This is a genomic window from Sporosarcina sp. ANT_H38 (assembly GCF_008369195.1).
Classification (GTDB): Bacteria; Bacillota; Bacilli; order Bacillales_A; family Planococcaceae; genus Sporosarcina.
Genome location: NZ_VOBC01000001.1, coordinates 585,072 through 609,062 on the forward strand (window position 1 = coordinate 585,072; position 23,991 = coordinate 609,062).

Annotated in this window: 23 protein-coding genes, 1 tRNA gene and 1 pseudogene; 22 read left to right on the forward strand and 3 right to left on the reverse strand. The window is 34.1% G+C overall.

The genetic code is table 11. The features are described from left to right. Window positions 1–2 precede the first annotated feature (2 nt). From sdhB to FQ087_RS02905, 20 genes and pseudogenes are all read left to right on the forward strand, one after another. Window positions 3–809 (forward strand): succinate dehydrogenase iron-sulfur subunit, encoded by an 807-nt coding sequence (gene sdhB, locus FQ087_RS02800; protein ID WP_149579032.1) that lies wholly within the window; start codon window positions 3–5, stop codon window positions 807–809. Window positions 810–951: 142 nt separating this feature from the next. Next, entirely contained in the window at window positions 952–1,395 is a 444-nt protein-coding gene (locus FQ087_RS02805; protein WP_149579033.1) for an acyl-CoA thioesterase, read from the forward strand. Between the two features lie 72 nt (window positions 1,396–1,467). Then, window positions 1,468–1,692: a helix-turn-helix domain-containing protein gene (locus FQ087_RS02810; protein ID WP_067207867.1), complete on the forward strand. Its 225-nt coding sequence runs from the start codon at window positions 1,468–1,470 to the stop codon at window positions 1,690–1,692. Between the two features lie 271 nt (window positions 1,693–1,963). After that, window positions 1,964–2,371 carry a MarR family winged helix-turn-helix transcriptional regulator gene (locus FQ087_RS02815; protein ID WP_149580727.1) on the forward strand — a complete coding sequence of 136 codons (408 nt, stop codon included), beginning with the start codon at window positions 1,964–1,966 and terminating at the stop codon, window positions 2,369–2,371. Window positions 2,372–2,380: 9 nt separating this feature from the next. Next, window positions 2,381–3,175 (forward strand): glutamate racemase, encoded by a 795-nt coding sequence (gene racE, locus FQ087_RS02820; RefSeq protein WP_149579034.1) that lies wholly within the window; start codon window positions 2,381–2,383, stop codon window positions 3,173–3,175. Between the two features lie 101 nt (window positions 3,176–3,276). After that, window positions 3,277–4,035 (forward strand): ribonuclease PH, encoded by a 759-nt coding sequence (gene rph, locus FQ087_RS02825; RefSeq protein WP_149579035.1) that lies wholly within the window; start codon window positions 3,277–3,279, stop codon window positions 4,033–4,035. Continuing rightward, complete coding sequence (locus tag FQ087_RS02830) at window positions 4,032–4,646, forward strand: XTP/dITP diphosphatase (protein ID WP_149579036.1); 615 nt, start codon at window positions 4,032–4,034, stop codon at window positions 4,644–4,646. Before rph ends, FQ087_RS02830 begins: the two co-directional genes overlap by 4 nt. Continuing rightward, window positions 4,643–5,137 carry a metallophosphoesterase gene (locus FQ087_RS02835; RefSeq protein WP_149579037.1) on the forward strand — a complete coding sequence of 165 codons (495 nt, stop codon included), beginning with the start codon at window positions 4,643–4,645 and terminating at the stop codon, window positions 5,135–5,137. The genes FQ087_RS02830 and FQ087_RS02835 overlap by 4 nt, the downstream gene beginning before the upstream one ends. Before the next feature lie 89 nt (window positions 5,138–5,226). Further along, a tRNA-Arg gene (locus tag FQ087_RS02840) sits at window positions 5,227–5,300 on the forward strand. Between the two features lie 166 nt (window positions 5,301–5,466). After that, window positions 5,467–5,892, forward strand: coding sequence for a phage integrase SAM-like domain-containing protein (locus FQ087_RS22805; RefSeq protein ID WP_149579038.1), 426 nt, complete (start codon window positions 5,467–5,469; stop codon window positions 5,890–5,892). Window positions 5,893–5,979: 87 nt separating this feature from the next. Beyond that, window positions 5,980–6,441 (forward strand): annotated as a pseudogene (locus FQ087_RS22810) (tyrosine-type recombinase/integrase). Between the two features lie 236 nt (window positions 6,442–6,677). Next, complete coding sequence (locus FQ087_RS02860) at window positions 6,678–7,652, forward strand: tyrosine-type recombinase/integrase (RefSeq protein WP_149579040.1); 975 nt, start codon at window positions 6,678–6,680, stop codon at window positions 7,650–7,652. A gap of 747 nt (window positions 7,653–8,399) precedes the next feature. Further along, window positions 8,400–8,885 carry a helix-turn-helix domain-containing protein gene (locus tag FQ087_RS02870; protein WP_188006619.1) on the forward strand — a complete coding sequence of 162 codons (486 nt, stop codon included), beginning with the start codon at window positions 8,400–8,402 and terminating at the stop codon, window positions 8,883–8,885. Between the two features lie 190 nt (window positions 8,886–9,075). Continuing rightward, complete coding sequence (locus tag FQ087_RS02875; RefSeq protein ID WP_149579042.1) at window positions 9,076–9,402, forward strand: hypothetical protein; 327 nt, start codon at window positions 9,076–9,078, stop codon at window positions 9,400–9,402. Between the two features lie 83 nt (window positions 9,403–9,485). Next, the gene (locus FQ087_RS02880) at window positions 9,486–9,665 is read left to right on the forward strand and encodes a hypothetical protein (RefSeq protein WP_149579043.1); all 180 of its coding nucleotides are present in this window, start codon (window positions 9,486–9,488) and stop codon (window positions 9,663–9,665) included. A gap of 135 nt (window positions 9,666–9,800) precedes the next feature. Continuing rightward, window positions 9,801–10,862: a hypothetical protein gene (locus FQ087_RS02885; protein WP_149579044.1), complete on the forward strand. Its 1,062-nt coding sequence runs from the start codon at window positions 9,801–9,803 to the stop codon at window positions 10,860–10,862. Window positions 10,863–10,988: 126 nt separating this feature from the next. Next, window positions 10,989–12,452: a DEAD/DEAH box helicase family protein gene (locus FQ087_RS02890; protein ID WP_149579045.1), complete on the forward strand. Its 1,464-nt coding sequence runs from the start codon at window positions 10,989–10,991 to the stop codon at window positions 12,450–12,452. Window positions 12,453–13,493: 1,041 nt separating this feature from the next. After that, complete coding sequence (locus FQ087_RS02895; protein ID WP_188006620.1) at window positions 13,494–15,638, forward strand: DUF262 domain-containing protein; 2,145 nt, start codon at window positions 13,494–13,496, stop codon at window positions 15,636–15,638. A gap of 633 nt (window positions 15,639–16,271) precedes the next feature. Further along, the gene (locus FQ087_RS02900) at window positions 16,272–16,520 is read left to right on the forward strand and encodes a hypothetical protein (RefSeq protein WP_149579047.1); all 249 of its coding nucleotides are present in this window, start codon (window positions 16,272–16,274) and stop codon (window positions 16,518–16,520) included. Between the two features lie 15 nt (window positions 16,521–16,535). Beyond that, window positions 16,536–17,105, forward strand: a complete 570-nt coding sequence (locus tag FQ087_RS02905; protein ID WP_149579048.1) for a recombinase family protein — start codon at window positions 16,536–16,538, stop codon at window positions 17,103–17,105. 480 nt (window positions 17,106–17,585) lie between these two features. On the opposite strand, the gene FQ087_RS02910 is transcribed toward FQ087_RS02905, so the two are convergent. Together FQ087_RS02910 and FQ087_RS02915 are read right to left on the reverse strand one after the other, a co-directional pair. After that, complete coding sequence (locus FQ087_RS02910; RefSeq protein WP_149579049.1) at window positions 17,586–21,155, reverse strand: hypothetical protein; 3,570 nt, start codon at window positions 21,153–21,155, stop codon at window positions 17,586–17,588. 310 nt (window positions 21,156–21,465) lie between these two features. Next, complete coding sequence (locus FQ087_RS02915) at window positions 21,466–21,951, reverse strand: hypothetical protein (RefSeq protein WP_149579050.1); 486 nt, start codon at window positions 21,949–21,951, stop codon at window positions 21,466–21,468. A gap of 197 nt (window positions 21,952–22,148) precedes the next feature. On the opposite strand from FQ087_RS02915, the gene FQ087_RS02920 reads away from it, so the two are divergent. Together FQ087_RS02920 and FQ087_RS02925 are read left to right on the forward strand one after the other, a co-directional pair. Further along, on the forward strand, window positions 22,149–22,379 hold the full coding sequence (locus FQ087_RS02920; protein ID WP_149579051.1) for a hypothetical protein: 231 nt from the start codon (window positions 22,149–22,151) through the stop codon (window positions 22,377–22,379). A gap of 10 nt (window positions 22,380–22,389) precedes the next feature. Further along, on the forward strand, window positions 22,390–22,989 hold the full coding sequence (locus FQ087_RS02925) for a hypothetical protein (RefSeq protein WP_149579052.1): 600 nt from the start codon (window positions 22,390–22,392) through the stop codon (window positions 22,987–22,989). Between the two features lie 454 nt (window positions 22,990–23,443). Here FQ087_RS02925 and FQ087_RS02930 read toward each other — a convergent pair whose 3' ends face one another. Beyond that, the gene (locus FQ087_RS02930) at window positions 23,444–23,776 is read right to left on the reverse strand and encodes a hypothetical protein (protein WP_149579053.1); all 333 of its coding nucleotides are present in this window, start codon (window positions 23,774–23,776) and stop codon (window positions 23,444–23,446) included. Window positions 23,777–23,991 lie beyond the last annotated feature (215 nt).

Here is a 23,991-nt window from a genome sequence, read left to right on the forward strand (position 1 = left end):
AAATGAGTGAAAACAATACAGCAGTACAAGACCGTGAACAACAGACTGCACAGAAAACTGTCCGTTTTGAAATTCGCCGCCAGGACACTGCTGATTCGCAACCTTATTGGGAAAGTTTTGTCTTAGATTATAGACCGAATATGAACGTCATTTCTGCTTTAATGGAAATTCGTCGTAACCCGGTCAACGCAGAAGGTACTAAAACGACACCTGTTAACTGGGAAATGAGCTGTTTGGAAGAGGTTTGTGGAGCATGTTCAATGGTTATCAACGGACGTCCGCGTCAGTCTTGTACAGCACTTGTTGATCAGTTTACACAACCAATTAAACTTGAACCGATGAAGACATTCCCAGTCGTTCGTGACTTAATTGTTGACAGAGAATTCATGTTTGATTCATTGAAAAAAATTAAGGCATGGGTTCCGATTGATGGCACATATGACCTTGGTGAAGGACCTCGTATGCCTGAGCGTAAACGCCAATGGGCATATGAACTTTCAAAATGTATGACGTGCGGCGTATGTCTTGAAGCATGCCCGAACGTTAACGATAATTCAAACTTCATGGGACCTGCACTTATGTCACAAGTCCGCCTGTTCAATACGCACCCTACAGGTGCAATGAACAAAGACGAGCGTCTGGCGACGATTATGACAGACGGTGGAATTGGCGAATGCGGTAACTCACAAAACTGTGTAGTTGCATGTCCAAAAGGGATTCCTCTTACTACTTCGATTGCAGCGATGAACCGTGCAACGAACGTACAAATGTTCAAAAACTTCTTCGGAAGTGACCAAATGGTAGACTGATTTCAGTCTCTAGCCCCGCTATGGCATTATGCCTTGGTGGGGCTTTTTTGGTTTTTATCTTGTACGCTTCATTTATTAGTAAGAATTTGATAGAATAGAAGAGTGAATGAGTATTCATTATGGGAGAGGGGATGTTTGTTGAATGAAAACTGTATACATAAAAGAGTTGTCGACTTGGGAATCGGAATTCGAGTTTTCTGTACCTGTGACCGTTCGGTTCTCAGAGACGGACATGTTTGGTCATTTGAACAACACAATACCATTTATTTATTTTGAGCATGCAAGGATTGAGTTTTTAAAAGAAATCAAGCTTATGAATAACTGGCTTGATCCAAAGGGTGAAAATTTCCCAGTCGTTGCGGATTTACAATGTGATTTTATGAAGCAAGTTTTTTTTGATGAAAAGCTGAAAATATTTGTTAAAGCTGCTACAGTTGGCAACAGCTCTGTTGATATTCACTACATGGGGAAGAACGAAAAAGGCGACATCGTTTTCACTGGACGGGGTACTATGGTTCAAGTTGGCAGACAGACAGGCAAGGGCGTTCCGTGGTCTGAAGAGGAGAAAATACTCTTTGTTAACTAAATCACAATATAGCCGGCACAGCTCGCCGCTCCTTCACATATTTTAAAGTGAAAGTGGATAGGAGGGCGCGTCTTGATAGAAGACTCTAAAAACCGTTCTTTGCTTACGGCAAGAGAACGAGAAATTTTTAATCTGCTCGTTGAAGATCAAACGACAAAAGATATCGCGGGGCGGCTCGGGATCAGCGAAAAGACTGTTCGCAACCATATTTCGAACACAATTCAAAAGCTGGGTGTATCTGGCAGAGCACAAGCGGTAATCGAATTGTTACGGTTGGGAGAATTGCAATTGCGTTAAAAGTAGTTTAACTATTAAAGGGCAGTCAGAAAGAGACTAAGTGAAGTTTTCATGGCCGATATCAGAATGACCTTAAAAAGTAGCTGTTTGATCTGCGTCATGCAGTCCTCAAACAGCTATTTTACTTCTGTTTTTCACCATCAACTTATTAGGTGTTGCCATAAGCGCAGAAAAGGTGGACAATAGGGAAACAGTATTTGTTTTCAGGGAGCTGGTTTAATTGACGGAAAATAACCTACCAAAAATTCAATATACAGATGAAGTTGCACATATGGAGAAGGAATTACGTTATGTTGCCGCGATTATCAAGCAGCAAGGCCGTCAAATCCTTAGTAATTATACAATTACACCGCCTCAATTCGTTGCTTTGCAGTGGCTATTTGAGCACGGAGATATGACAATCGGGGATCTGTCGAACAAAATGTTCCTGGCATTCAGCACTACGACTGATTTGGTCGATCGTATGGAAAAGAACTCGCTTGTGAAGCGTGTGCGAAATGATCAAGATCGCCGTGTTGTTCGAATTCATCTTCTTAGCGAAGGAGAACGCGTAATCGAAGAAGTAATCGATAAACGACGTCATTATTTGAATTCGGTGTTAACAGATTTTGATGAACAACAGGTTAAGGATTTCTCAGACTTGCTTAGTAAATTACATCATGAGATGAAAAAGGATTGAGGGGTTTTTGTGGAAGCACCAATTGGCGTAATTGATTCGGGCGTCGGCGGACTAACCGTGGTTAAAGAGATGCTCAATCGACTGCCGCATGAGCCTATTGTTTACATAGGAGATGATGCCCGTTGTCCGTATGGGCCTCGGCCGATAGACGAAGTCCGGGAGTTCACGATGGAGATGGCGTCAGCACTTTCCAAAATGGGGATAAAAATGCTTGTCATCGCTTGTAATACAGCTACAGCTGTTGCGCTCGATGATATCCGAGCACAATTTTCATTTCCAGTCATCGGCGTTATCGTACCAGGAGCGCGGGCTGCAGTTAATGCGTCCGAAGCGGGAAAAATCGCCGTGCTTGGAACTGCTGGAACGATAAAAAGTGGAGCTTATGACGACGCAATCCATGTTCTTTCACCGGATGCGATGGTTTACTCACTTGCATGTCCAGAATTTGTTCCAATTGTCGAAAGTGGTCAATATAAGTCGGAAAATGCAAGAGTCATTGTTGACCGTACGTTGCGTGAGCTTGCAGATAAAGATTTTGATGCAGCGATATTAGGGTGTACGCATTACCCTCTATTGGAACATTATATTACAACTTCTTTGCCGGATAGTGTGAAAATCATTTCATCCGCGGTAGAAACGGTATGCGATGTTGAACGCATCCTACTTTCTAACGGCATTGGACGAGCTGCTGATAACGAAGTGGCGCCAGTGTTCTATACAACAGGAGAATCAGAAAGTTTCCAAGCAATTATTGAAGACTGGTTAGCGATTGAAAAGCCTAATGTAAGCAATATTGAATTGTGAAAAACCCGAAATGTCCCGATTTGGACATTTCGGGTTTTTGCGTATATGAAATGGGATATGATAAGATAAATGCGCAATCTTAATGATGGAGGGTACAACATATGAGACATGATGGTAGAATGGCCGAAATGATTAGGCCGGTAACAATAGAAACGGATTATTTAATTCACCCCGAAGGATCAGTTCTAATTTCGGTTGGGAATACGAAAGTGATTTGCACAGCTTCTATAGAAGAACGGGTTCCACACTTTTTGCGAAACAGTGGAAAAGGCTGGATAACAGCAGAATATTCCATGTTGCCTCGTGCAACTGGTCAAAGGACGCAACGTGAAGCTTCCAAAGGTAAAGTTGGCGGACGTACGATGGAAATACAGCGCTTAATCGGCCGTGCTCTACGTGCTGTCATCGATTTGGAGGCATTAGGTGAACGGACGGTCTGGATCGACTGTGACGTTATCCAAGCAGATGGAGGTACACGTACAGCATCCATTACGGGTGCATTCGTCGCGACAGCAATGGCGATTTCTAAATTGCATCTCGAAAAAGGATTACCAAAGTTCCCGATTTCTGATTTCCTAGCAGCAACAAGTGTAGGGAAAACAGTTGAAGGCGAACTCATTCTTGATCTTGACTACGTCGAAGATTCATCAGCTGCTGTCGATATGAATGTCGTTATGACTGGAGCAGGCGCTTTCGTGGAGCTTCAGGGGACGGGAGAAGAATCGACATTCACAAGGGCGGAGATGAACGGACTAGTAGAACTTGCTGAAATAGGGATTAACCAATTAGTCGAAGTTCAAAAAGAAGCACTTGGACTGATTGCACAGCTGATCAAACCGAAAGATCAAAATGAACTATGAAGGAAGTCTTGATTGCCACTAATAATGTGGGTAAGGCAAAAGATTTTGAAACACTGTTTAAGCCACTGGGAGTACGAGTTCTCACATTGAATGATATCGAAGGGGATATCGATGTTGAAGAAACGGGTGACACATTCGAAGCAAATGCGATTCTAAAAGCAGAAACGGTTGCACGTTTGCTTGGTAAAATCGTTATCGCGGATGACAGTGGGCTTGAAATTGATGCACTTGAAGGCGCACCAGGTGTCTACTCCGCGCGTTATGCGGGCCATGAGAAGAATGATGATGCAAATATCGATAAAGTGCTACAAGAGCTAGAAACGACTCCTGAGGATGCTCGTGCTGCTCGGTTCCGTTGTGTGCTAGCAGTGGCTGGACCCGGTTTGGTTACAGAAACGTTTTCAGGCAGTTGTGAAGGATTGATTCATACTAAACGGCAAGGGGCAAATGGTTTCGGCTATGATCCAATCTTTTTTGTGCCAGCATTAAATCGAACAATGGCAGAGTTGTCAGCTGAAGAGAAAAACAAAATTTCACATCGTGGAGCAGCGTTAGCTCAGTTGAAATTCGGATTAGCAGACTATATGACGGTTGCAGGTGATTCAGAATGAAAATTGTTATTATGAGTGATTCGCATGGAGATAAGGAAACGGTGAAAGCCGTTTCTGCACTTTCTGCGAATGCGACTTTCCATTGTGGCGATAGTGAACTGTCATTCGATGATCCAGTTTTACATACAATGCATAAAGTCCGTGGAAACTGTGACATGGATGCTAGGTTCCCTGCGTCCGTTGTGGTGGAGGTAGAAGGGAAGACGGTCCTAGCTGTACACGGCCATGAACACGATGTGAAACAATCGTTGATGGGGCTTTATTATTATGCAAAAGAATGTGAGGCAGATATCGTTCTGTTTGGCCATTCGCATTTGTATGGTGCTGAGATGAAAGACGGAATTCTGTTCTTGAATCCGGGGAGTACAATGCAGCCGCGGGGCGGGAAAGAAGCGACGTATGCTGTTGTGGAGTGGGATGAAATACTACGAGTTTCGTTCAAGAATAATGCACATGAAACAATCGATTTTATGGAATTAAAAAATGTTTAAAAAAAGATTTTAAAAAGCGTTGACTTTATTCCTAAGGCAATATATACTAAGTATTGTCCTTAGGGAATGAACGAAAGTTTGAAACGCACGTCTCAGTAGCTCAGCTGGATAGAGCAACGGCCTTCTAAGCCGTCGGTCGGGGGTTCGAATCCCTCCTGGGACATAATTAAAACAGTCACAAACCATTGATACAATTGGATTTGTGAGAAACTAGGGATTCGGTCAGGGCTTCGGTCACTGGTGCAGAAACCCTTTTTTGTACCCTAACATTTACGTATAATAAGACACGAAACTATCTTCCAATTCAATTGAATGGAGGATTTTTTGTTATGACAAAGAAAACAGGGCTGTTCGACGTGAATATTGACTTAGATAGTATTATTGTAATTTCCGAGCAAGCGGTTACGCAGAGGAATAATTCAAAAACGATTGATGAAGCATCGGTAATCATTATTCAGCAGATGACTGCGAGTGGCTACAGACCTCGTACAATCAAAGATTATGAAACCATCCTTAGGAACTTCAAGAAGGTTCAAGATGTTCAATACTTATCAGATATTACGCTTAATACAATCTATGGATGGCTTGAACAAATGCCAGTGTCAAACCAAACAAAGCTGACTAGACTTAAGGTATTAAAATCATTTTTGAGCAAGTGTTTCAATAATGGATGGTATGAGTCAAAGTTTTGGCAAACGATAACGGTAAAAGTAGATAAGCAGGTTAAAAATGGAGCAGATGAACAAGATATCTAAATCTTATTGTCACTGATAGATTTAAATAAGTTCATAGGCTTACATGATGCAGTGGCAATATTTACAATGTACAAAACAGGCATTTGAATCAATACCTTAAGGCAACTAGAGGAGAAGCATATCGATTTTAGTAACATGGTTATTAACATCGATGGGGCTATTCTAAAAAATCATCAGTTATTAAAGTTGCCACTAGATAATCAATTAATTAAGATGCTACAAATACTAATTCAGCAAAACCAAAAGATTCGTAGTCACTATAGTGAGAAGAATAAATATGTTTTCATTTCAACTAAAGGAACATCGTTAAATACAAAATCAACGAATAACGCAATCTCAAAGCAACTGACAAAGTATAGTAAGTGATTTGGCTTAACAAACATCAATGCACATGCGCTTAGAAGGGCTTATGCGAAGAATCTTTTGAACAAAGGGGCAAATAGCGCTCTTATCTCCAAGGCGTTAGGTCATTCAAATCTGGAGGTTACAACACAGTGTTTGGACTTGGGTGTAGAAGAGGTAGTAGTGAGTTTGAGAGAATTTTTATAAAAGAAAAAGCGAGGTATGCGTGTAGATAACTTTAAAGTTTCTGGACGCGGGTTCGACTCCCGCCGCTTCCATAGTAAGATATGGTGCAAATGCAGTCGTATCAATGGTTTTGAGAGTTAGGGATATTGAACGGGAGTTGAACTCTTGTTGAATATCCCTTTTCTGCTCCCTATGGTAAATTATCATATTTCATGGTTCATAGACCTGCTAATCAAAATGATTGGGAGGTTTTTTGTATGTCTAGAGGTAGAAAAAATGGAGTGTTTGCGGTGAGTGGTGATGTTGTGGTCATGCCAACGAAGGCGAAGGTATTAGAACGAGAAGGAATGTTAATCGAGGAGGCACTTGATACAGTATTTCAGCAAATGAGGATTGCAGGGAACAGACAACGCACAATTGAAAGCTATCAGTACATCTTTGTGCAGTTTTCCACAACTTGCAAGCTTAGGTATGTAGAGGATATTACATTGGATGCTCTCTATCATTACCTCGATGTACTAGAGGTTAGTCCTGCAACAAAATTGATTCGCTTAAAGTCCACCAAGGCAGTTCTCAGCAAGTTTTTTAACAATGGTTGGATTAAGGAAAAATTTTGGAATAGCATTCATATCAAAATTGATAAAGAGGTCAAAAAGGGAGTGAAGGAATCTGACATTGACAAGCTCCTAGGACTCATCGACCAGACCTCGTTCGTTGGCTTTAGGGATGCAGGGGCGATTAAGCTAATGTACAAGACAGGTATTCGTATTCGGACGTTAGGCGAGCTTAGGGAGCGTCATATCGACTTTGAAAATCTATGTCTGAACCTTGATGGCTCAACTTTGAAAAATCATAAGTTCCTAAAGCTGCCGATTGATGAGGAGCTTGCAGATATACTTAAAATGCTTATCAAATTAAATAATGGTATCCGCTCCCACTTTGGAACAGATAACCGCAATGTTTTTATCACGCAGAACGGTTTGCAAATGAACACAAGTAAATCATCGAACTGTGCAATCTCTAAGCAGCTTAACAAATATGCTAAGCGCTATGGACTTGAGAATATCAATGCACACGCTATACGGAGAGGGTACGCCAAGAGTCTATTAGACAAAGGGGCAAGCATTGCTCTAATTTCAAAGGCACTCGGACATTCAGATCTAGCAACCACGACAGTTTATCTCGATTTGGATGTGGAAGAGGTCGCATCTGATTTAAGGGAATACCTATAATAGTTTATCTTGATGCTGCAATAGTGGAACTAATAAAAAGTAATAGGCATAGCTTGAACTCTTAAAATTAATGAACCCCGTCTTTTACTAGATGGGATTCTTTTTTGTATCCAATTATCATTAATTTATCTAGTAGTAGAAATGAAACGATCCAAATGAACTTTAGGTATGTATAAGTGGGAGTCCAAAAGCTTTTGGTGTGTCTGCATTTGCAATACAGAAGATGATGCGACATAAGAACATTAATGTGACAATGTGAAGTAATGAGCTTAAAGATCAAAATGACATACATAATCCATTGAATAGCTTGGATATATAAATCAGAGGGCGGCGAAATGCTGCTCTTTTTTTGTTTGACAAAATAGATTGTGAATTGATACATGTAAATTTACTAATAAGGATGTTTTGAATTAACTTAAAAATTATGCAAAGCATTTTAGTATTCAAGGCATAAACGCACACGATATTAGAGGGCACATGCAAAGAACCTACATGACAATGGAGCTAGTGTTGCATTAATTTCGAAAGCACTCGGACATAGTGATTTAGCAGTTAGGACACAATATCTGTACTTAGATGTTGAGGAAGTAGCTAAGGATTTAAGAATATTTTTATAAAAAGCTTGCCTTATTTATAAGGCTGTTGTATAGTTGCCTTATAAATAAGGCTTTGGTATAATTGTTTTGACTATTATTATAAGGAGTTGAAACTATGTGTGGATTAGCCTTAGTGATTAGGGAGTTTAACATGACGAATAAAGAGCTAGCTGAAATATTGGAGATAAAGCCACAGTCATTAAATGATTGGCTGAAATTTAAAAGGAAAATACCTCCAGCTAGGTTAGAACAATTAACTACTGTATTTAATTTATCAAAAGATTATTTTTTGAAAGATGAGCATGAATATACGGAGGTGGATCGATTAGAAGTGAAAATGAGTTACTTAAAGAAAACAAATGAATTTATAGATGATCCTATGAATAGACCATATAAATACTGGGTCAACAATAAAATGATTAGAAGAATTGCTGCTCTTATTGAAAATAAAAAATTGTTAAATAGACTAGAAATGTTGATAGATAAAGTTGGGAATATTGGAGAAGAGGACTATAGTATTGAATCGGTGGAAGATTACAATTTATTGGAGAAAATTGATCATGTATTAAGAAATAAAGATGAAAATAAAGAAATCACAAGTAATTTGAGAGCATTATTTAAAGACTACAAAATATGAATTTAGTAGTTAAGTAATTCAGATCTATAGGGAGAATTTCTCCTTATAGATTTATAAATTCTTTTTTCATATTCTAAAAAAGAGGTTTAATCTAATTTAGAGTATGACAAAGGGATTTAGTAATTCGAATATATATTAAAATAATATTCGATGAAATAATCAATTTTTGGTAAGGACGGAGGTGTAAACAATGTCGAAAGTTTATTATGAAATACCAGCTAACTCGTTTATTGATGGGTTAATTCGAAAGTTTCAAGCTTATGCAATTGTTGATATTGAAAATAAGATCAATAGATTGATACTGACAGAAACTAGAGATGAGTTTTTAGATGAAAGAATCTCTAAGTTAATGGATGAACGTAATTATTACGAACTAGCTTCAAAAGTTAAATTATTAGATGGTTTAATTGAATCAGCTGATGAACGGTTTCATGAAGAAGAGATGAGTTATGCTAAAGCTGCGTTTGATCTTGTATTATCCAAGCGTAAATTTAGTTCCTACCATAAAGTATTGTAATTAAAAGTAGGAAACAACAAGGTATTTCAAATATAAAACCTACTATTTCAATTCATTAAGTAGGTTAAAAGTGAGGGAATTGTATGGAAAAAATGATTAATGTAAATTCAGCAGAACAGATTGTTGATGAATTGGAGGTTTCGGAATCTCTATTGATATTACCTACCAAAATTAAGGTAATTGAGGCATCTGACGAAGAGATTTTTAGAATGTATTTAGAAGATGCACAGGATGAAGATGATGATATGGAAGATGAAGATTAATCCAATCATCTATTTGAAGCCGCAACACAATTTCCTTAATAACTAAGGAAAAAGCTAAACTTAAATTTTGTGAAGTGGAGAGTAAAATATCCATTTTACTTCAAAATAAACTTATAGAATTAGAGGAGAATGAAAATGAAATTTCAGTTGGAACACATGGATAAAGACTTATTTGTCTTTGTAGACGGAAGTAAAATTACATTTGATCGCATATCACGCAATATTGCCGTTAGACTCTGCTTAATGGGTGTTATACAGAAGTCGGAGCTTAAATATGCAACAGTACTTGCAAAGCGAACAATCGGTGAGTACAACAGAACAAAAGGTAAGGAAGATGAGACGTATACAGAAGAAATGTATGTGTATGGTACACCTTTTAAAACAGCATATGCCTATCTAGTAGAAAATTTCAATCATTTCTTTACACGCTTTAAGTATCTAATTAAGACTTATGGCGAAGAAAATGTAGATATTCATCGTATGGGTGAGAATTATAGTGCTGATAGCGTAGTAGCTATCTTAAAAGAAGATCATATAGCTGTTCATGCTGTAAAGTATGTAACACTTGAATTCATTGATGGTTGTTTTTATCCTCAGAAGTTTAATTCTAAGGGTGCGTTAGGAAAAGCATATAGACTTTCCAAAGAGGAATTAGATGTTGGCTTATGTGAGCGTTATTTTATGCACGAAAATAAACGCATACAAATCAAAATCATTCCTTCAAGTGTTGAACCTTCTTTTGAAAAACATAAAGAAAGTACACAAGATTTTATTAGAAGTCTAACGAGATCATTAGAAAAAACTTCCGATTTAACTGAGAAGAAAGCACTTGAGCAACAAATAAAGCTTGAACAAAAAGAATTAAGGCAGTATAACAGGCTCATTAGACAAGATGAGCTTCACAAACAAAATGTGGCTAAGTTAAAAGGTGTCAATCCTGATGAAGCTTGGAATGATATTGCGAGAAGCCTAAAAGAGCAGTATCAAAACCAAAAGAAAGCTGTTTTGAAGCTCATCAAAGATGAACCAGTTGATTTGTTCACAGAAGAAAGGAGAATTGATTATGAGCTGTTCTTTAAGATAACTACCGAAATAATTCGCATTGATAATATCCTTAAAGATTTGAAAAGGTATGATTATGAATTTGAAGAATACTGTATTTTAGTGAAAACTAAAGGAACTAAAGCAGCTCGGTAAGATTGAATATTATGTATTATAGGTTTCTGCTTTAATCGGTGCAGTAGATTTTTAAATATGTTTAATTAAGTTACTACTATAGAGGGGAGCTAGAAATAGCTCTTCTTTACTTTGGAGGAAAGTAAGATGAATGTTACGGAATGTATTCAACAAGATTACTTAGAATGGCAACGGGGAGACATAATTGCTTTTTCTGCAGGCACAGGTAAAGGAAAAAGCCATTTTGTGAAAAACAAGCTATATGACCATGTAAAAAGCATAGGGAAGAGAATTTTGTTCTTTCTTCATCGTAGTAATACGCTCGAGCAGTTTAAAGCCGAAATTGCAGCTGAAGGGAAATCTGATGTAATTGATTTGATTACATACCAAAGCTTTGAGAAGGCGATAATCCATCAAAATCAAATTGACCTAGGGATATATGAATATATCATTTGCGATGAATATCATTATTTTGGTAATGATTCTTCTTTCAATAAATATACTGATGTGTCACTCAATGAAATTATTGAGGGGGCGGATGAAAGAATTGTAGTGCTTATGAGTGCTACAAATGAGTTCATTAAAGAATATTTGTATAATCGTAAATCGATTACTCCAAAAGAATATGTACTTCCAGCTAACTATGATTATGTTAAAACATTGGAGTTTTATGAAGATGATCAGCTTATCATTGATGGATTAAAAAAACGAGTAGAGAAAGGTGAAAAGGCTCTCATCTTTATTGAATCCGCTACTGATTGCTATGAGCTATTCAAGCAATTTGAGGAACATAGTATGTTCATTTGTGGCAAAAGCCATAGAAAATATAAGTATGTAGATGAAGAGAAGCGGGAGCAACTTTTAAAGAACCAACGCTTTGAGGATTTATTCTTATTTACTACGCAAACACTTGATGCAGGATTGAACATTATTGATGATGACTTGCATTTTATTATAGTAGATATAGCTGATCCTGATGTGCTGGTTCAGTGTGTAGGCAGAAAGCGAATACAGTATGAAGAGGATTACGTACATTTAGTGGTGAAAAACCGTTCAAATGGGCGATTAGGCTATGATAAAGGAAACTTGACCACACGTATGAAACATGCCAAGTTTCTAGAGGAATATACCCAAGAGGAATATGATCAAAAGTTTTATCGTGAACCAGATCCATATCAACTTGTTTATTTTGAGCCCCTCCCTAATCATGGATATAAGATAGTTGTAAATGAGCTTCTTTATGATAGCTATAAGTACAAGTATAATCGCCTCATAACTATTCAGGGAATGGCTGGTGGGTATCGGCAATATATTATTGAGCTATTTGGGAAAGAAAGTAGCATATCTATGGATGCATACTTACCAGATAATACTCGAACAGCACTAGAAGAAGCTTATTCTAAGGAGCTAGTATTTTATAGCCAAGAGGAGAAGCGAACTTTTGCAGAGCAATTAGGTTTGAAGTCCAATGGTAGGCTTGTAACGGGATTTCGAAAAATTAATGGTTTGCTAACTATTAAAGAAGCATCTTACCGTATTTTCCCCCATGATACTAGAAAAGGTGGGAAACGTTATAAAACTGCATGGAAAATCGGTCAAATGCCAAAATGAGTGGATGAAAATGTTGTGGGACTTATTATATACGGACACCAAAATTGACCACAATCAAAAAAAAGAAAAAAACGGTCGTCCAGGGGTTTGGGGACGGACGAAAAGCGTGTTTTTCGAATTGAATTTATCGGGAGCGAAGCGGGAGATAAAACAATTCAAAAACCGCAGCGTCCCCAAGGTCTTTAATTCTATGAGTTGGGATGAAAATGTTGTGACAGGTATTATATAGGGACACCAAAATTGACCACATGAGTATCATTCGTGTGGTTTTGTTATATTTAACGAGACGACATGCTTATGGGGTATTATAGAAATTTGTAAAGGAGCTTACCGCCAGGGCTAGAGAAACAACGAATAACACCAAAAGAAGATCTTCTATTGAAAGCTATAATAAAATCCATTTGTTAGTGTACATGTAAAGAGAAGAGCAAATGGTATTTGTGAGCAGCCTGATCAATTTAATGATAATCCGTATTTAGAATGTCGTAATATTGAATTACTTTCAGAGGTAGGATTTGATATTATTTGGAATTTCGTTGCGATTTACGTTGTTTGCCATAAGACAGCGGTAATACTGAATAATTCGAATAATCGTTGTAAGATGATGTGATAAGCTCGTTTTGATGACCTGTTACAAAATGTTTGGTAATGAAATTGAATGCTTGAAAAAACTACTTACCTTATTCCTATTAAACCAAGATGTTTTGCTTAAGATAAAATATTGTTTTGGCGAGAACGAAGTTCTGTCAGTAGGTCAGTAGTTTTAATATTATATAGTGTAGTGATTTATAAGGTGTGTTAGTCGATATTGATCACACTTTTTTTATTTTATACAATTTGAGAGCTAGCAATGGAATTAATTGAAAAATGATCATATCCATTTTTAAACGCTAAACACGAAAAAATGATGGATTTTTGAAAGATCTAATCAAATACCCTTGATTTTTGGATTTCATTAAAGTAATATAGAAAACAATAAGCGGGAAAAATAGTTTAACGCATTGATCGATTTTAAAAAATGCTTTGATGGAGGAAGATATTATGGTTCATTCGTTGTATGAAGTAGATAGCGTCTCATATTTAAACTATTCACAAGGAAGAGATATTAGGTTACCTCGATTCCAAAGGAAAGATGTGTGGAATTACGAAAAACAATTTGCATTGTTAATTAGCCTTTTTAAGGGGTATCCGATTGGGGTAGTAGTTTTAAATGAAGAAAAGGCTTTGCACAAACGTAAAGGATTAATTACTACTTCGTGGCTTTTGGATGGTAGACAACGCAGAACGACTCTTGTTAATGCATATAACAATCCAGAAGTTATTTATGAATGGGGAAAGAAGTTCATTAAGTTTTCTAATAATTCACAACCAGAAGAAGTAAGAGATTTGTTTTGGAGAAAACTTGAGAATTATCTAGAACAAGGTGAAGAGAATGTACAACTAGTAGAAGATAATAATTTTGAAAATAATAATGACGACCTAGTAGACATTGAATTTGACGGAGATATGTTAGAAGAACTTGATGATGCCGAGTTTGATGAATACATTGTTGATGAAAACGGTAACATATCAGCAGAAGAAGCATTATTAAATCTTAGTTTTAGACAAGATATTGGATTGAATATGCTACTTGAGATCATTCTTATGTGCCATAAGAAAACAAAAAATGGCACAGGCTATATTAAACCATTTAATTATAGTTCTTACTTCAAAAGTGTTTCTTTTATAGAATCGGATGAAAGTGTAAATCCCGAAAAATTAAGTAAATTTATACGTAACTTTATAGACGCTTTAAGAGATAGAGAATTTGGTATGGAGGATTTTATAAAGTTTTGTGAAGAGGAGCTTATTATTCTACCAGAAAAAAAAGATGCATTTGCAAGAAAGGTCTCTTATGACTGGAAGAAAATAAATCAAACAATAAATTCAATTTGGGATCTAACTTCTCGATTTGAACATGGTAAAATGCCGTTAATTAGGTTGAATAATGTGAAAAGTAGCGATGCACAAAACATATTTAAGTTTATAAATTCGCAAGGAACGCCGTTATCAGCTGTAGAAATATTGTCAGCTAAACCTAGTTGGAATCGTAACATTAAGGTAGTCACAAAAGATCTAGAAAAAGCGATAAATGCTTTGTACTCAGTGCTTGATGTTAAAACTGAAGGTGTAGTGAAATGGGATATAGCTGCAACATTTATTGATCGTTTATCTGGCTTAGATTTTATATTCAAACCACTAAACTACTCAATATCAGCAGATTTTAAAACTAAAATCACTTTAGGTTTTAAACTATTAGCTGGGATTTTTGAAGAGGGCATAAATAAAGAAGATTTAAGTAACCTTTCAAAAAATAAAGATATTGATTGGGATAATATAGATCTACTTATAGCTGATATGAATGAGATGGGGAAAACTTTATTAAAAAGTCCATTCTTCAAAACTTTAAGATCGTGGAACAATACATTAATGGGGATTACTAGTGAGGCTTTAGCTTTAAACTTTGCAATATTAATGTATCATGAATGGCATGATAGTAAAGAAAAAGGAATGTATTCTGAAGGAGGATTTATCAAAAAAGCTATATCTTTATTCGATAAGAGTATCTATCAATATGTCACTCGAAAATGGAGAGGTTCTAGTGATTCTAAAATTGCCAACAATGTAAACAACTTTAATACACAGACCTCATTCATTCCAATTGATCAAGAAGAGTGGATTGAGTTGATAGAGGAACTTGTTAATAAGGATAAAATAGATGGTGTTATTCCTAATGCGGGTGAAACAAAAGCGGTTTTATATCATTATTATATGTTATCAACAAATTCTGGGCCTGGGTTCGAAATAAAGTCTGAAGTAGATCATATTATTCCTCAAGATCTATTTAAGAAAGGGCTAGGAATTGATCCAAGCTTAAATAAAGATAACCTAGCTAATTTGTGCCTACTAGAGTCTGAAATCAATAATTCTAAACGGAAGAAGACATTAGCCTTTTTAATTTCAACAATTGATACAGATAACAGTAGTAAGTATATCATGCAACAAATCTGCACATCGGTTGAATTGAATATTGAAGATTTAAAAGGAATAGATACCCCTACTGATTTAACAAAATTGAAGAAGTTGAGAATACAACTAATGAAAAATGCTTTTTCAAATTTAAGAACACAATATTTGCAACGTTAGTTCGGATGGCTAGCTCATTTGTGTATCAAAGACGAGTATTTGAAAATCAAATTTTTAAAGAATGACATATTCAATTATGAGTTTTGGTATATATGAATTATAGGATGAAAAATGACGGGAAGATTTTCCGTCATTAAGATTAGCTATTGAATTAATTCTAGAAGAAAAAATTGCGGTAGATCGAGAAGGTAATATAGTTCTTATAGAAAGTCCAGATAACAACTATGATAAAAATGCTATCCTTATTAAAGAAACTGATGATGATGGTATTAGTTTAGCTAATATATCAAAAGTGTTTACTATATTTTACTGAAACTAGGTATTCATGGTGCTTGTATGTATATTGAAAATCCTAATGTGAAAGCTTATTTTAAACGATTAAATGAGCAATAATCTTTAGTCTAATATTGTCTATTTAACCATCGTTATATAGACAAAAATCATCGAGAGTACAAATCAAGGTTTGTATTCTCTTTTTGTGTTGTAATTGTCTATAAACTCGTCTATTATTAAAGGTATATAAAACGTATAAGTAAATAGACTAGGAGGGGAATTAATTTTAGTTATGAAACTATAAAACTGTCATAGATTGAAGGATTAGTTTTCCAAAAGCCAAATGTTAGCAGAGGAATTTTGAATGTTGATGAAATTGGAATATCGTATTCAATCGGTAAAAATGGTAGATATAAAAAAGTTGGTTTTGATGTAATGGAAGCTGCTTATAATGAATTGATGAAAAACGGTATTCTAAAAAGAACGTGGTTTGTTGAGAAGTATCCAAAGCAATCCAAAAGCTCACCATGCAACTTCACAACGTTAGGTGGTTTACTACAACATTTTGAATTAGCAATTTACAACAAGGGTGTATACATAAAGAAATAGGAAGTGGATAAATAGATGGGGAGAGTTATTGGTTATTGTCGTGTAAGTACGGAAGATCAAAATTTAGATATGCAGGAGCAAGCAATTGAAAAATATGCTAAAGAAAGAGGATTAGAATTAATCATGTATGTTGAAAAGATTTCTAGCCGTAAAGAAAAGCGCGTCGAATTAGAACATGCAATGAAAGCATCAACTAATGAAGATTTGTTTGTTGTCTATAAATTGGATCGATTAGCCAGAAGTACTAAAGAGCTATTTACACTGACAGAAGAGTTACAAGATAAGGGAGTCGAGTTTGTTTCAATCCATGATTCATTTGATACGACAACACCAACAGGGAAAGCAATGTTTGGGATGTTGGCTGTCTTTGCTGAGTTTGAACGGGACATTATTCAGCAGAGGACAAAAGCAGGCTTAGAGAGCGCTAGGAAACGAGGTAGAATTGGTGGACGACCATCTATTGATGAGAAAACGAAGAAGCGTGTTCGAACCTTGTTTGAGACAGGCGAGAGTGCAACGGATATTGCTAAGGAATACGGTATTGGTAGAGCGACGGTTTATAAAATAATTAACAGTGTAACATAAAAATTGTGTGGACTAGATGACCGTACAGAGCTATCTGACAGGTTTGGTGTCAGGAGTCTATCGAAGGCGGGTATACCCCCTATTTCCGATATTGCACCATTAGTAAGAGAAAGTGGGCTCCAGAATATATTGTAGAACAAATTTCGCAAATAGCTCAAGCAGAATTTAATAACGCATAAATTTATATCAGGCTCACAAAGCTGATAATAATCAAAAGAATAAACTATTAGATTATTTTATCGATTGTTTATATACAAATGAAGGCGCAAAAAAGAATATTTCTTTAATTGTTCTTCAAAAAAATTTAAATTATGATATAGGTTCAGAGGAAATGGATGAAATAATTGAGGTTTTTAAAGCGATGCAACCTGACCTAATCAGAATAAAAAATAAATATTCTGAGTGTAATCCTAAATTATAATAATATATTAATCCCCTATGTTTATTGAAGACATAGGGGATTTTTCGTAGAGTGAACTATTATCTAATAAATAAATGATTTAATTCGGTAAATCGGTTATTTCTATATAGTAATTCGATAAATTCTTTAATAATTTCACTGTAATAGGAATCTAGACAAATTTTTGTTCTAAGTAATGTATAGAACTTTGAATAGTACTTATCGATATTTTCTTGAGTTGAAACAATATTCATTACTAATTCATAAAGAAGATTAGCTGTAACGGCAGCATAATATTTTTTACTAACTAAATCATCTAATAAATCTAAGGTTTGTTCTATATTCAAGAGTTTCTCACTATAAATTAAACCATAGGTAGAATTAATATTGAAATTATTATATTTGGTTAATGTTAATGCTCTTGAAATGAAAAAATCATCAATAATAAGGCAGGATTCATTTTTATGTGCTAGATCTATTGAAAATTTATCTTCATTAATCAACAAGTAATTTAAGGTATTTAATAATGGATCGGATGTTAATTCGCACTCTTCAAGTGAGATTTTTTCAATAAATTCTAAAATGCTTATCCATCCAGCGAGTTCTATTTCTATATCGCTTAAACTACGCATTTGAGAATATATTTTATCTTGATGTAAGTTTAATGTTCCTTTAGCTCCGTCTTTTTCAATAGTAATTTTAGAAATAGTATTATTAATCCTATCAAAGATATATTTCGGTATTGATATTTTATCTATAATATTTTCTAATTTGCTAAAGAGATTCAACTTATTTAATAGTAATAGGGAACTTAATGACAGAACATATTTATCAGATATTAAATCATTAGGCTTCGGTACAAATAAATACTGATCCCGATTAAATAATAAGTACGAAAATACTGTTTCATAATCAGAAAGGTCACTTTTATTTTGAGATAGACCTGAAATAGGTAAGCCAACTATGTTTTCTTTGAAATTATAATTATCTAGTAATAACTGTCCGTTTTTTTGTGAATCAGATAGTTTCTGTTGTATCTGCTTAATTAAATCTTCAGGGCTTTCAGTTGAAATAAGTTCTATTTTACTATTAGGTGAATTTTTAATAACGAAATCTAAGAAATAACGATACAAGTGAGTTTTAAGAGTGATTATTTCTTCAACCTCATAATCAAGACTATTATAGTTAATTATTTTGCTAATTTTATATTTAGCAGCTATTCTAATGGCTTTATTTGAATTGCTGTTTAAATGATATGCATCAAAAAAGTATTGATCGTCATTAACTTTTAACATATTTTCCTCAATTATAGCTAAAGAAATTATTTCGTTATTATTTTTAAGTCTAATAACGATGTTAGGTGTATCAAACGTTGCTTTGACAGAAGAGTCATGTACACTACCTAATTGTTCATTAATAAGCGATAAAAAGTTTCTTGAAAGATGGTCGTCAATTTTATCTATATTAGTATAAATAGTTTTAATAGCTAATTTATTTCCTGCTTCTATTTGATTAGTATTAATTAATATAGTCGCAGCTAAAATTCTTTCGTGAGATTTATTAGATTTAGATAATATTTGAATTTCTCTATCTATATCACTAAAATCTTCTATCAAATATTTTGCAGATAGGTTGAAATAAGCAATCATTGAGGGATCAACATTAAAGTTGTTCAATTTATTTATGTTGTTAAAAGTATCACTCGTTATAATTTTTAAAGCTAAGTCTAGTTCAATAGAGTAAACGATCAATTCAACGTTGTTATATTTTTTAGCTAAATCATCGATGGTAGGCTTATAATTTTGGATTTCCTCAATACTTTCTTCGCTCAATGGCATAGTAGATAATAGCATGGATATTAAAGAATCATTAAGCTCTGATAAAGATAATATTATTCTTTGAACTTCATTTGGATAATTATTTTGATAAATTAAATGAATCAAGAATGACTGATCTTCAATGTTAAAAATAGATATATTAACTTCTATAATATTCAGTAACGATATAAAATGTTCTGATGAATATTTGGTGAAAAATATGATTGCTTTGTAATAACAAGATAGACTGTTCTGTTTTTTGCAATACTCTACTATTTCTTCCAGTTTATTTTCTATACCTTCGATTTTAAAGTGAGCAAATAAATATATTAGTCTTATGTCAGCTTGTTCAGTTAGAGATTCCAACTTTTCATATTCCGTAATGATTCTATCCCAAAATTCTAATTCGAATAAGAAATTAAAAAGCAAAATTTGGCTCTCATTTGTTTTAGGCAACACTGAATCAACTATTTCGAGTGCTTTTAAATTGTTTCCTTGTACAGCTAAAGCTTCAGCTAAGGCTAGTTTTAAAATAGGGATATTATAAAAATCATTCTCAACCAATTTATTTTCTATATAGTTCAATTTGTTTATCCTAAAGATGGAATTAAGTTGGAAGTAATTTGACCAGTAGTTTAACTGTTCCTGTTTAGTAAAGTAGTTTAAATAATTTTCAAACTCAAAAAAATCTTTATAAATATCTTTTAAATTTTCGAACTGATTAGTATGAATCTGTTTTCTTATAGTGATTAGAAGATTGTAAAACTCATATAAAGTTGATTTTTTTAAAGATAAAGCAGTAGCAAAATCCGTAACATCTAAAAACTCTTTTTGAATACACAAATATAGGCCTCTGTAATAATGAGCTTCAGGAAATTCTCCGAAATTAATTTGTAAATTATTATCTTGATCTAAAATTTCTTGTTGAATCTGTTCGAAATTCCCAATTGAAGATTGAACTTCACATCTTCTTAAAGCAATAACTTCTTTTGAGTAGTTTTGTGACTCAAAATATTCAATACATTCATTTGAAGAATCTAGTTCACGTAATCTTATTGACTTAATATAGTTAATTTCATAAATATATTTTTCACTATTAGGTAGTGAATTTATTTGTTCAATAATGTCAGAGATTTTTTTGAATTGATCTCTATAAGCACAGGTTTTGGAATATTCTACTGAGATTCTTAAAAGTTGAGAATTGCTTATTTGCTCTTTATTTTTAATTAGTTGATTGTAAATATTGTCAGCCACTTCGAATTCAAAGTTTGAATTACTAGTTACTAAATTATCAATAACATTTTCGGCAAATTCATTATCCATTTGATTTAATTTAAACTGCTCTTTAACTTCCTGAACAATTATTTCTCTATTTTCAGTGATTAAAGTGTTAATAGAACTTAGAAGTGCCAGTTCATCAGGATTAAAATCCTTATTTTTAAATTCAGTTAATTTGTCTATTAACTCTGTTAAATATGAAATGACTACTTCATTTCCTTCGAAAGTCGGTCGACCATAAATCGAGTTTTTTTGATTGAAATTATCGACTATTTCGTTTGTTTTTTGGGCAATAAAATGATCTGTTGAAACGGTTTTTGAAGTATTTCTAAATATATAGTTGTAAATATCTTCTGAAAATTCTTCTGATTCAATAATACTTGCAAAGGTTTTAGTATCGATTACTGTATTTTCATATTTCGAATTATAATCGCTGATAAGATTAAAAAGCTTTTTTTGTTTCATTTTATTTGAAGCAAATGAGCTAATAGATACACTAATATTAGTTAGTATATTTACTCCAAAACTGATAGCTGCCGAACCAATTATCCCCATAATAACCCTCCTTTTATTAAAGTATAATATATAGCTTGTAAAATTTGTGAAATGGTTTTAAAGTTGATACCATTTTTGATACCAATCCAATTTAAAATAAGAAGGATTAGTTATATATGAGGTTAATAAAACCCAAATAAACTAAGGCTTTTTTGTTTAGCTTATAAAGGAGAATTTTTGAGTGGGAATAAGAGTATAGAACAATTTGATTTGGGAATGCCTATTTATTAATGCTTATAGTAAGTGCTAATCATTGAAAAGGGCAAAAGAATAAATAGTTACCCACCAAAAATTTCTTGGTGGGTTTTTTTTAGTTTAAAAAGGTGAATTCTTCTTTTAGAGGATCAAAATATTTTTTTATTTCTTTGCCTTTATTTTCATATGCTTGGAAAAGTTCATCAATTTCTTGTGCAGTGTAATTATAATTCTTTTTATTTGATAGGTTTGCAATTAGGTTCATATCTAAAAAAATTCGTGTCATGCGTTTTTCGGCAATACTTTTAAATTTAGTATTTTTTACTTCTCTCAAATTATTATTTCCACTATTTTCATTATTATATGAAAAACTAAAACTGGTACTGAGTGGTTGCTTTACTGAAGTCTCCGATTCAAAATATGCTCTGACTTCTTTCCCCTTAGCTTTATATGCTCGAAAAAATCCCTCTACTTCTTGATTACTGTACATATAATTATTTCTGTTAGATAAATTTGCAATTAGGTTCATATCTAAAAAAATTCGTGTCATGCGTTTTTCGGCTATCCTTCTAAACTTTTCTTGTCTAGTTTCTATACTCATATTATAGCCTCCTAATAGTTCATTCCATAATTAATAATACCAAAAAAACTTAAATGCTATAATTATTTAAATATATATTGATATCTAAGTTTTAGAGTAGTAAAATGAGTTTTACCTTAAATACGATTTACTTATTAAGTATAACATGTTATTTAAGGTTTGTAAGTATTTGTTATAGAAAATAGGAGGTGAATAAAATGATGGGTATACAGAGGGAAAAAGAGACGAAGAGAGAAAAATCCCTTCGTTTGATGGAGAAAAGAATAGTTCAAGCGTGTCGTACCTTAGAGAAAATCTCTAATTTATCAACAGCTCATTATTCATATACAGAAGAAGAATTAGATTCTATGATTTCAGTTCTTGAATCTAAGAGTTCCTATGCTGTTGAATGCTTAAAACGTCGTAAAGAACTAAATAGGAAACCATGAGGATTGTTTCATGGTTTCATTTGTAAAAAAATATCACTTTTTAAGTAGAGAAGAGGAGTTTTATTTGCGTAAGAATCAAGTGTCAATATCTATTAATCGATTCGGTGATGAAGCAAAAAACGGAAGTAATAAGCAGACTATAAAGTTTTATTGCGATTCTAATAACATTTGGGAAGCCCTTGCTTCTTTTTACGAGGCAGCAAGTGAAATTATTAAAGTTGAAAGCCTCCCTAACTTTGGAAGAAGGGAAAGTTATAAAGAAAAAATTCTGACCATTGTTGGAGAAGATATTAATTTTGAGGAAGAAAACTTAGAGGGAAATAGACAATCCTTATACCATATTAAGGATTTTAAATATGACCAAGACCCAATTAAGTTCTTGCTTGAAAATTCGTTCAGAATTGAATGGGATGTATTTGCAAAAGGAGCTACTGAGTCTGAAATTGAAAAAATTAAAGAACGAATGCCTAATGGAAGTCAGTTGCATTTAGATTTGAAAGAAGTGGCTAATAAAGCAATCTACCCTAATGGCAGTACTAGAGGTATTTCGTACGACTTCTTGGTTAGAGTTGTATCTGGATTTTCATCAATGTGGGACGAGGAAAACTAAGCTACTAAGATTTGAAAGAAAGGAGCAATCCGTGAAGCAAAATGCACTTACAAATATGTTCAATAAAAGAAATAGCGATTGGCACAAGGTTATATACCAGTATTAAGCTATAGATCATGTAAGCCGTACAGGTCTTCTGTGGAGCTTTAGGAACGTCTTTAATCTGCTTGTTGTGTAACTTTGGAAGCATACTAAGCTTGTTGTGAACAGGCGGTAGGGGGTACTTTCCGATATTTAGATGTTGGTGAATGAAGAATTGGAGCTACCTACTACACGCACACCAAAAGTAAAATGAAGCGATACGATAGCAAACTTGTGGATCGAATTATTATAGAAAAAACCCTCTAATATTACCTAGGAGGGTTTTCTGGGTTGATCTCATTAGTTGAAAAAGGAAATGATACAAACGACTATTGTTAATACCTTGATTTGATATAAATACTATCAATATAATCTACCAAGTATACTGTTCTGTTTTGCGACGAGTGTGTCTAGTTTTTTTTAAAAATAATCCTGACCTAATCACTTTGTGAAGCTCATTTGTAGGGTTAATTCTAATGATTGCTGATATATCCTCTTTCTCAAATGGCACACCATCATTGGAATAACCCATCTCATTAACTTCAGCAGCGACCTTTTCTAGACTGCCTATGTATGCATATTCTTTGATGATTTGGTCATTAAGTGTTTCTGGTTGAAATGATTCAGCTAATTCCATGTAAGCACTGAGTTCCGCAATCTCCTTTTTTATCTGACTAATAGTTTTTAAGATTTCAAAAATTAACACCTCCCTATTGAAGGTATTCTGACACCTATGTTGAAATCCCTCTTTTTAGATAGTCTACCATGAATTAATAAAGAGATTTATTTAAGAACGTGTTTGATAGATTGGCTATCGTAGCTGGGTTTGAAGAGGTTATTATTCAATCCAAGGGAAACCATAAAAAGGTATTGTTTACATATAGTAAGCCTCTGATATCATTATAGATAAGAGACTTTTTT